The sequence below is a fragment of the Streptomyces sp. NPDC004031 genome (assembly GCF_053604375.1).
Genome location: NZ_JBSGHL010000037.1, coordinates 72,698 through 79,918 on the forward strand (window position 1 = coordinate 72,698; position 7,221 = coordinate 79,918).

The 7,221-nt window shown below is 68.9% G+C and carries 7 protein-coding genes; 4 read left to right on the forward strand and 3 right to left on the reverse strand.

All coding sequences use genetic code 11. The annotated features are described in order from the left end of the window. Window positions 1-41: 41 nt before the first annotated feature. Window positions 42-977: a ParA family protein gene (locus ACWERV_RS23290; protein ID WP_452936119.1), complete on the forward strand. Its 936-nt coding sequence runs from the start codon at window positions 42-44 to the stop codon at window positions 975-977. Beyond that, the gene (locus tag ACWERV_RS23295) at window positions 977-1,924 is read left to right on the forward strand and encodes a hypothetical protein (RefSeq protein WP_452936122.1); all 948 of its coding nucleotides are present in this window, start codon (window positions 977-979) and stop codon (window positions 1,922-1,924) included. Before ACWERV_RS23290 ends, ACWERV_RS23295 begins: the two co-directional genes overlap by 1 nt. 103 nt (window positions 1,925-2,027) lie before the next feature. Here the strand turns inward: ACWERV_RS23295 and ACWERV_RS23300 are convergent, their stop codons facing one another. Together ACWERV_RS23300 and ACWERV_RS23305 are read right to left on the reverse strand one after the other, a co-directional pair. After that, window positions 2,028-2,741 carry an HNH endonuclease family protein gene (locus ACWERV_RS23300; protein WP_452936125.1) on the reverse strand — a complete coding sequence of 238 codons (714 nt, stop codon included), beginning with the start codon at window positions 2,739-2,741 and terminating at the stop codon, window positions 2,028-2,030. Between the two features lie 62 nt (window positions 2,742-2,803). Next, entirely contained in the window at window positions 2,804-3,478 is a 675-nt protein-coding gene (locus ACWERV_RS23305) for a hypothetical protein (protein ID WP_452936128.1), read from the reverse strand. A gap of 285 nt (window positions 3,479-3,763) precedes the next feature. On the opposite strand from ACWERV_RS23305, the gene ACWERV_RS23310 reads away from it, so the two are divergent. Then, window positions 3,764-5,557, forward strand: coding sequence for an SIR2 family protein (locus ACWERV_RS23310; protein WP_452936130.1), 1,794 nt, complete (start codon window positions 3,764-3,766; stop codon window positions 5,555-5,557). A 155-nt stretch (window positions 5,558-5,712) separates the two neighbouring features. On the opposite strand, the gene ACWERV_RS23315 is transcribed toward ACWERV_RS23310, so the two are convergent. Further along, on the reverse strand, window positions 5,713-6,171 hold the full coding sequence (locus ACWERV_RS23315; protein WP_452936132.1) for a hypothetical protein: 459 nt from the start codon (window positions 6,169-6,171) through the stop codon (window positions 5,713-5,715). 829 nt (window positions 6,172-7,000) lie between these two features. Between ACWERV_RS23315 and ACWERV_RS23320 the strand changes: the two genes are divergently transcribed. After that, window positions 7,001-7,221, forward strand: a 221-nt coding sequence (locus ACWERV_RS23320; RefSeq protein ID WP_452936135.1) for a DUF2637 domain-containing protein, incomplete at its 3' end; no start/stop codon positions are given.

Consider the following 7,221-nt stretch of genomic DNA (forward strand, 5'->3'; position numbering starts at 1 on the left):
CCGCCCACCGGGCGGCCCAGAGCAAGAAGGAGGGGCACCCGGTGCTGAGCCAGAGCACACCCCAGGAGATCGAGCCGCCCGAGGACAGCACCGTCGTCGGTACGGGCAAAGGCGGCGTCGGCAAGAGCACCGTCGCCGCGCACCTCGCCGGCCAGTCCGCCGCGGACGGCCACCGTACCCTGCTCATCTGCGTGACCGGGCAGGACGACGACGACCTCGGCATCAAGCGCTTCGGCCGCGGCACCCACCCGACCGGCCCCCCTGCCGTCGACGGCGAGGGCCTGTACCGGGCGATCCACGACCGTGTCCCGCTCCAGCCGATCCGCGAAGTCCGACCGAACCTCGACGTTCTTCCCGGCGGCCCCAAGGTCGCCGAGCTCGCGAACCTCTTGCTGCTGAGAATGATGCAGGAAGGTCCCGCCGTCGTACTGAGCCTCGCACGGGCCCTCGCTCCGATCGCGGCGCTCTACGACCGCATCGTCTTCGACAGCGCCCCCGAGAACGACGCTCTGGAGCAGTTGGTGCTCGCCAGCGCCCGGACGTTGATCGTGCCGACACGTTCGGACGTATCGTCGATAAACGGCATGGAGCGCATCAGCCGGAACTTCATGGCAGTCAAGCAGCAGGCGAACCCGCATCTCGAGATGGCTGGTGCGTTCCTCTACGGGTCGAACCGCTCCGCGACCCTGATGCACGCTTCGGTCCGCCGCGACGTTCGGAACACCCTCGGTGACAGCACGCCGATACTGGAGACGATCGTCGGCTACCGCGAGGTCCCCGCGCGCAACGCCCGCAAGAAGGGCCTGCTGTTCAGCGAGTACGCGGAACTCCTCCCGCAGTCTGCAACCCCCGCGGATGTGAGGGCCGGCCGTGCCGAGGAGGCTGACATCGTCCCGGACAGCATCGTCCCGCTCGCCAAGGAGATGCGGGAGTTGAACCAGGAGATCCACGAATTCTGCAGGAGGGCGGCAGCCTGATGGGCCTGTTCGACGCCAATTCCCAGCAACAACCGGCTACCGGTGGACTCTTCGGCGGCCTGCCCGCTCAGGCTGCCGCCAGTGTCGTGGTGCAAGCGCTCCCCGGGACAACCCTCTCCTCGATCCCCGCGCCCTACGAACCTCATGGCGACGGCGAACTCAGCGACCAGGAGCAGCAAGACCTCGCCGCCTGCAAAGCCGGCGTAGACAACCTCCGCAATGCCTTCTGGATCGCCGGCAAGTCGCTGGAGACCATGCGCACCGCAGAGCTTCACCGCACGGAGAACCCCAACTTCGCGGAGTGGGTCTGGGACAACTGGGAGATTTCCGAAACCCAGCTCTACCGGCTCATGGACGAATGGCGCGTCGGGGAGGCCCTCGCCAACCTCGGTCACAAGCCCCTGGAGAGCCAGGTGCGCAAGCTGACCGAAGTGCGCCGCAAGACCAACGACAAGGTCGCCATCACCGTCTACGACACCATCGCGCGCTGTACGGATCGCGTCACCGGCACCCTGGTCGAGACGGTGGTAGACCAGCTCGGCCCCCTCCCCGCGGACGTGAAGCCGGCAGACATAGGACGCCGTGTCCGCGCGATCCTGAAGGAGCCCGCGGCTCAGGGCGGAGAATTCGATGGCGAGCGCGGAGCCGTCCCCGACATCAGCTCCATGACTAAGGATTCCAGCTCCTCCGGGCTCGACTCCCCAAATGGGGAGTCGAGCCGGAAGGCCGGTAGTACCAAGGCCGAGCCCCCCACCGAGAAGGACATCGAGCGCCTCCGGGCCACGCTAAACTCCCTCCAGGCGGCGGCCAAGACGATCAACAAAGCGGTCGCTCGCCGTGCCGTAGAGACGCAGCCCGACGTTGCGCTTCCCCTCATCAAGGAGATCGGGTCGGCTCTCCAGCAGATCGACCGAGCCGTTGCCATGCGCCTCCCGAAGCCCGAGTAGGCGGTATCCGTAAGAGCCGGGGTACTCCCCCGAACAGCTTGTGCTCGACGACCGTACGCAAATGGAAGGTGTGCCTGGTAAGCCCAGGCACACCTTCGGTGTTTCAGCGGGCGGTGGTGACGGTGATGGGGGAGTCGGGGCAGGCAGCGAGATCCTGCTTGAGTGCGGCCTGCTCGGCGGGGTCGATGCTCAGGCCCCAGCGGGTCTTGTCCGCGACCCAGCTGCTGACGTAGGTGCAGCGGTAGCCGACGGCAGGCGGAAGCCAGGTGCTGGGGTCCTGGTCGGCTTTGCTCCGGTTGGACTTGGCGGACACGGCGATCAGGTCGCGGGCGTCCCCAAGGTCGTTGGCGTAGGCCTCCCGCTCCTTCGCCGTCCACGCGGATGCTCCGGAGTCCCAGGCCTCGGCGAGCGGCACGAGATGGTCGATGTCGAGCTTGCCGGCATCGGTGAAGTAGGTGTCGTCGTACGTGCTGTACCACTCACCGCCGGTCAGGGTGCAGCCGGGGCTCTGCTCCGGGGCGACGAGCGCCTCGGCCTTCAGGACCTCCTTCCGGGTGTCGCAGCCGTCGCGGTCGGCGTCGACCCAGTGCTTGAAGGCGGTGCGCTGGTATCCGGTGCGGTCCTCCGCCTCGACCGGCAGCTGCGCGAGGGCGTCGCGCACGGGCAAGGTGATGGTCTGCCCGGCGGCGCGCGCCGTGGCCGGCGCTGCCGCGGCCGCGGAGGCGGCGGGGGAGAGGAAGCTCGCGGAGGCGGCCAGGGCGACGGACAGGGTGGCCGCGGCGGCGCCGCGGCGGGGCATGAGCAGAAACGTGATCATGCTCGGAGGTCTACACGCTGCCCGTGGCCGTGGTCGGGACCGTCACCCTGACGTGGGCGGTGTCAGGTGTGCTTGAGCTGGATCTTCTTCGTCGACACGGATGCCTGGCCTGCCTCCGGGTCGCCCGGTTCGCCGAAGAAGTGGGCATCCCATGCGGTCAGTTTGGCGTTGAGCCGGGCGAACTCCGCCGCCAGGGCTAGGACGTCTTCGCTGTACGCCAGGTCGAACACCACGCTGTCGGGCTTCTGCCCTTTGACGACGCGCCACGCCTGGACTTCATCGTCGAAGGTCCAGCAGCCGTGGATGAACAGGTTGCGCTGGGCGAAGCTCTCCTTGCACAACTCCAGGTCGTGGATCAGGGCCTGGCGGTCCTCGGGGGGAATCTGCTCCGACGGGATGCTGCCCAGCCGGGTCAGCGACTTCTTGATGTAGATGTTCGTGACGCTGCCCTGGGGTTCGTCTGCGTACGGGAACTCCTTGTTCCCCAGGTGCGCGTAGATGCCGTGGAGGATGTATTCGACTTCGGCGGCCCGCTGCACCAAGAGCCCCAGACCGATGGTGATCGAAGCCTGTTCGGCATCCATGCCGCCCAGCAGTTCGGCGGCAACCGCGTTGACGGACGTGTCGGTCGGTTGGGCACCGACCGTAGAAGACAGATCCATAAGCAGGCTTCCCGTATGTCGGAGGAGTGGAACCTGTACGACCTCCGGCAGCTCGGAAGGGTTGTCCGCGGTCACGCGACTGGATGCTGCCGCCGGTCGGGTCGGCGGCCGGGCGGGTGCCGGCCCTGGTGCCGAGCGCTGCCGCCGACCCGACCGGCGGTGACGGGGCGACGGAGGTGCTGTCGGCTGAGCCGGTGGGGAAGTCGCCGCGGTGTCCCCGCCACGGTCGCCCCGCACGGCACTTCCCGAAAGCTATTCTCGTCAATATGACGACAATGGTGGTAGGGTCAACTCCGTTAAGCCGGTGATGGGTTTGCCGATCCGTGGCGGAATGCCGGGGCTGGACGTGAGGTGGGGATCATGACGGATGCAGCGGCCGTGCCGGGGACCGGACCCGTGCTGGACGCGCGGATGGCGCTGGCGCTGAACGTGCACACCTGCCCGGGGGTGTACGCGGTGCTGCTCGGGGCGGGCATCTCGATCGCCTCGGGGGTGAAAACCGGCTGGGGCATCGTGCAGGATCTGGTGGGCAAGGTCGCCGCGGTGCACGAACCGGACGACCCCGACGCCGGCGCCCAGGCCGCCGCCGACCCGGAAGCCTGGTGGGAGGCCCGGTTCGGCGAGCCGCTGGGATACTCCCGGCTGCTGGCGGAAGCCGCGCCGACCCCCGCTGCCCGGCAGGCCCTGCTGGCCGGCTACTTCGAGCCCGCCGACGACGAGGACTCCGGCAAGCAGCCCACCGCCGCGCACCGCGCGCTCGCCCGGCTGGTCAAGCGCGGCAGCATCAAGGTCATCCTCACCACCAACTTCGACCGGCTCATGGAACGAGCCCTGGAAGAGGTCGGGATCTCCCCGCACGTCGTCCGCGAGCACGACGTCGACGCGATGAAGCCCCTGCCGCACAGCCGGATCACCGTCATCAAACTCCACGGCGACTACGCCGACCTGGAGCAGCGCAACACCGTCGACGAACTCGACAGCTACCCCGACGCGCTCCAGCAGTTGCTGGAGCGCGTGGTCGACGAGTACGGACTGCTCGTGTGCGGCTGGTCGGCAGAGTGGGACAAGGCCCTCGTTCGGACCGTCGAGGGCACCCGCTCGCGCCGCTACCCCCTGTTCTGGGCCCAGGTCGGCAGGATGAGCGAGCCGGCCGCCCGCCTCACCGCCCGGCACTCCGCCGCCGTCCTGGACGGCCTCACTGCCGATGTGCTGTTCGCCGACCTTGAACGACGCATTGAGGCCCTGGACCGGATGACGGTCGCCCCGGTTACCCGGGACACCGCCGTCGCCCAGCTCAAGCGCGGCCTGCCCGACCCCGTCCGCCGCATCGACGTCCACGACCTGGTCGACCAGACCGTCACCCGCTTTCTCGACGACCAGACCCTCACCAAGCGCCCCGTCGTCGGCGGCGACGCCGTCTTCGCCGAGAACATCCACGGCTACCGGGCCGACGCCGACACCATGCTCCACTTGCTCGCCAACGGCTTCTTCCACGACGACGGCACCTTTGACGACCTCTGGCTGCGCGTGGTGGAACGACTGACCCGGCTGCGCGACGGCAGCTACTCAAGGTACGAGGAGCATCTGGAAGCGCTGCGGCACTACCCGGCGCTGATGGCCACCTGGACCATGGGCGTCGCCGCGGTGCTCAGCCGCCGCGAAGGGTTCCTGGCGCGCCTGCTCACCGGCCCGGTGTGGAAGAGCCGCTCCGGCAACGGCCAGGGCCAGACCCCGGACACCTACCTCAACCCGCTCCGAGTGATCAGCAAGCCGTCGATCGACAAGATCTGCCACCCGGACGGGAACACGTTCCTCTACCCGCAGAGTCACTTCCTGCGCGAGCAACTACGGGAACCTCTGCGCCTCGTGGAGCCGGACGACAGCGCCTACGCAGCGGCCTGCTACCGCTTCGAATTCTTGACATCCGCGATCGCCATGGACAACGAGGTCGAGTTCTACCGGGACCCGTGGTCCGGCGAGTTCATGCTCGACTCCGTCTGGGGCTACGGCGATGAAGGCCTCGCGGGCGAGATTGCGCGGGAAGTAGGGCCGTCCTGGCCGCTGCTGCGGGCCGGCGGGTTCGGAGGAGCCGAGACGCGGGCGACCGCTGCCCTTACCGCACTGATCGAAGCTCGGAACAGGCGTCCGTGGTGACCGGCGCCTGACCGCCCACCCCCGGCGGGCGGTTTCACGCCTTCGCGGAGCCCCGCCCGGAGAAGACCGCCGAGCGGGGCTCAACCTCATGCGTAGCGATCAAATGCCCCAGGCGGCGTTGGCCAGGTGGCGCCGGGGCGATGCGGAACGGGGTGTCAGGCTCCGCCGCTCCGGTCGGCGTACTGCTTGCCGATGCTCCACCAGGTGGGGGACTGTGCGCCGGTCGGGAGCGGCCGGCCGAACAGGCCGGCGGCGTGGGCGATGGCGGTCGGGGTGACGTAGCGGTCCGGGTCGGGGCATTGCAGGTTGCGGCGGATGGTGGCGGGGTCCACGTTGTGCATCTGGAAGAAGGCGGCGTTGGTACCGGCCATGATCTGGGTGTAGGCGTGAGCGTCGGTGATGGCGTACGAGACGAGGCGAGCCCACTCCTCCAGGTTGTGGGGGAGCCGGTCCCCGAGCGCGGCCACCTCGTTCAGGTGCCTGATCGCCCACCGGGCCAGGTCGGCGTTGGCCGCCAGCAGCTGCGGCGGCACGAACTCGCCGTCCCAGACCGGGGCCAACTGCGCGCGAGTTGCACGGCGGGCGGGTGGGAGCTGGTCGTGAACCTGGCGCATTGCTTCGGCGTGTGAGCCTCCGTAGGCCTCCTGGTAGCGGCGGGCATCGTTTCGACGGGAATGCGAGGACATCAGCGGGAACCCTTCGGCTCCGGTGCCGCAGCCGTGAGCTGCGGTTGTGGCGGGGCCACGTCGACGTGCTGCGATGCCGCGGAGCAGCTCGGGCCTACTGCCCGCCTCACGGGCGCGAGCGTGCTTCGGCCGGGCACCGTCGCAGCGCTCAGGCGGCACCGACCTGCTCAACGAGCCCGGTGGGTAGCGGACACGTCCGACTGTTCCTCAACGGTCGGGCACCTCGGGATCTGAGGAATCCGCTCAGCGCGCGGTCACCGACGGGCTCCGCGGGCACGCCGCCGACGGTTGCTGCGCCTGAGTTCCCGCAGGGCCTCGCGGATCTGCGGTGCACTCGGGGCGGGTCGGCCACCAGCGGCAAGTCCGTCCAACAGGTTGTCCACCAGCCGGGCCAGGTGCTTGATCCGGTGGCTGGTCCTGGGACAACGCCTCATGGATATCTCCTTCGATCGTTGAGCGGGAACCGCTGCTGGCCCCGCTACTTCCCGCTGGTGCAGGTGCTGACTGCTCGCGCGGCAGAACGTCGGAACTTGAGGCTGGTGTGACTGTTGAGGTTTCTGCGCAGGTTGCTGAGGTGATTTCCGCGGCATGAGTCACAGGCCTGCCGGCCGCCGGGCTTACCGGAGGCAGAAGAGCCAGTTGGAGCCGTGCTGGTCCACCGCCGCGGCGCTGCCGGGCGAGCCGGGCAGCCCGATGCGCGACGACACCCGCCGGGCCTGGCAAGGTGTACGCGCCAAGGGAAAGGTGGAAGGACATCGTGGGTGAGCCGCCGAAGGGCATCGAGCTGACTCGCGCGCGCCGGTTGCTGATCGGTGTCGTGGCGTCGGGCGCCGTGCTGATCGCCGGGATCGGCTTCGCCGGGTCCTACGCGGCCGTGCGCTCGCTCGCGCTCGACAAGGGCTTCGGCTGGTTCGCGAACGTCTTCCCCATCGGCGTGGACGCCGGCATCGTCGTCCTGCTGGCCCTCGACCTGCTGCT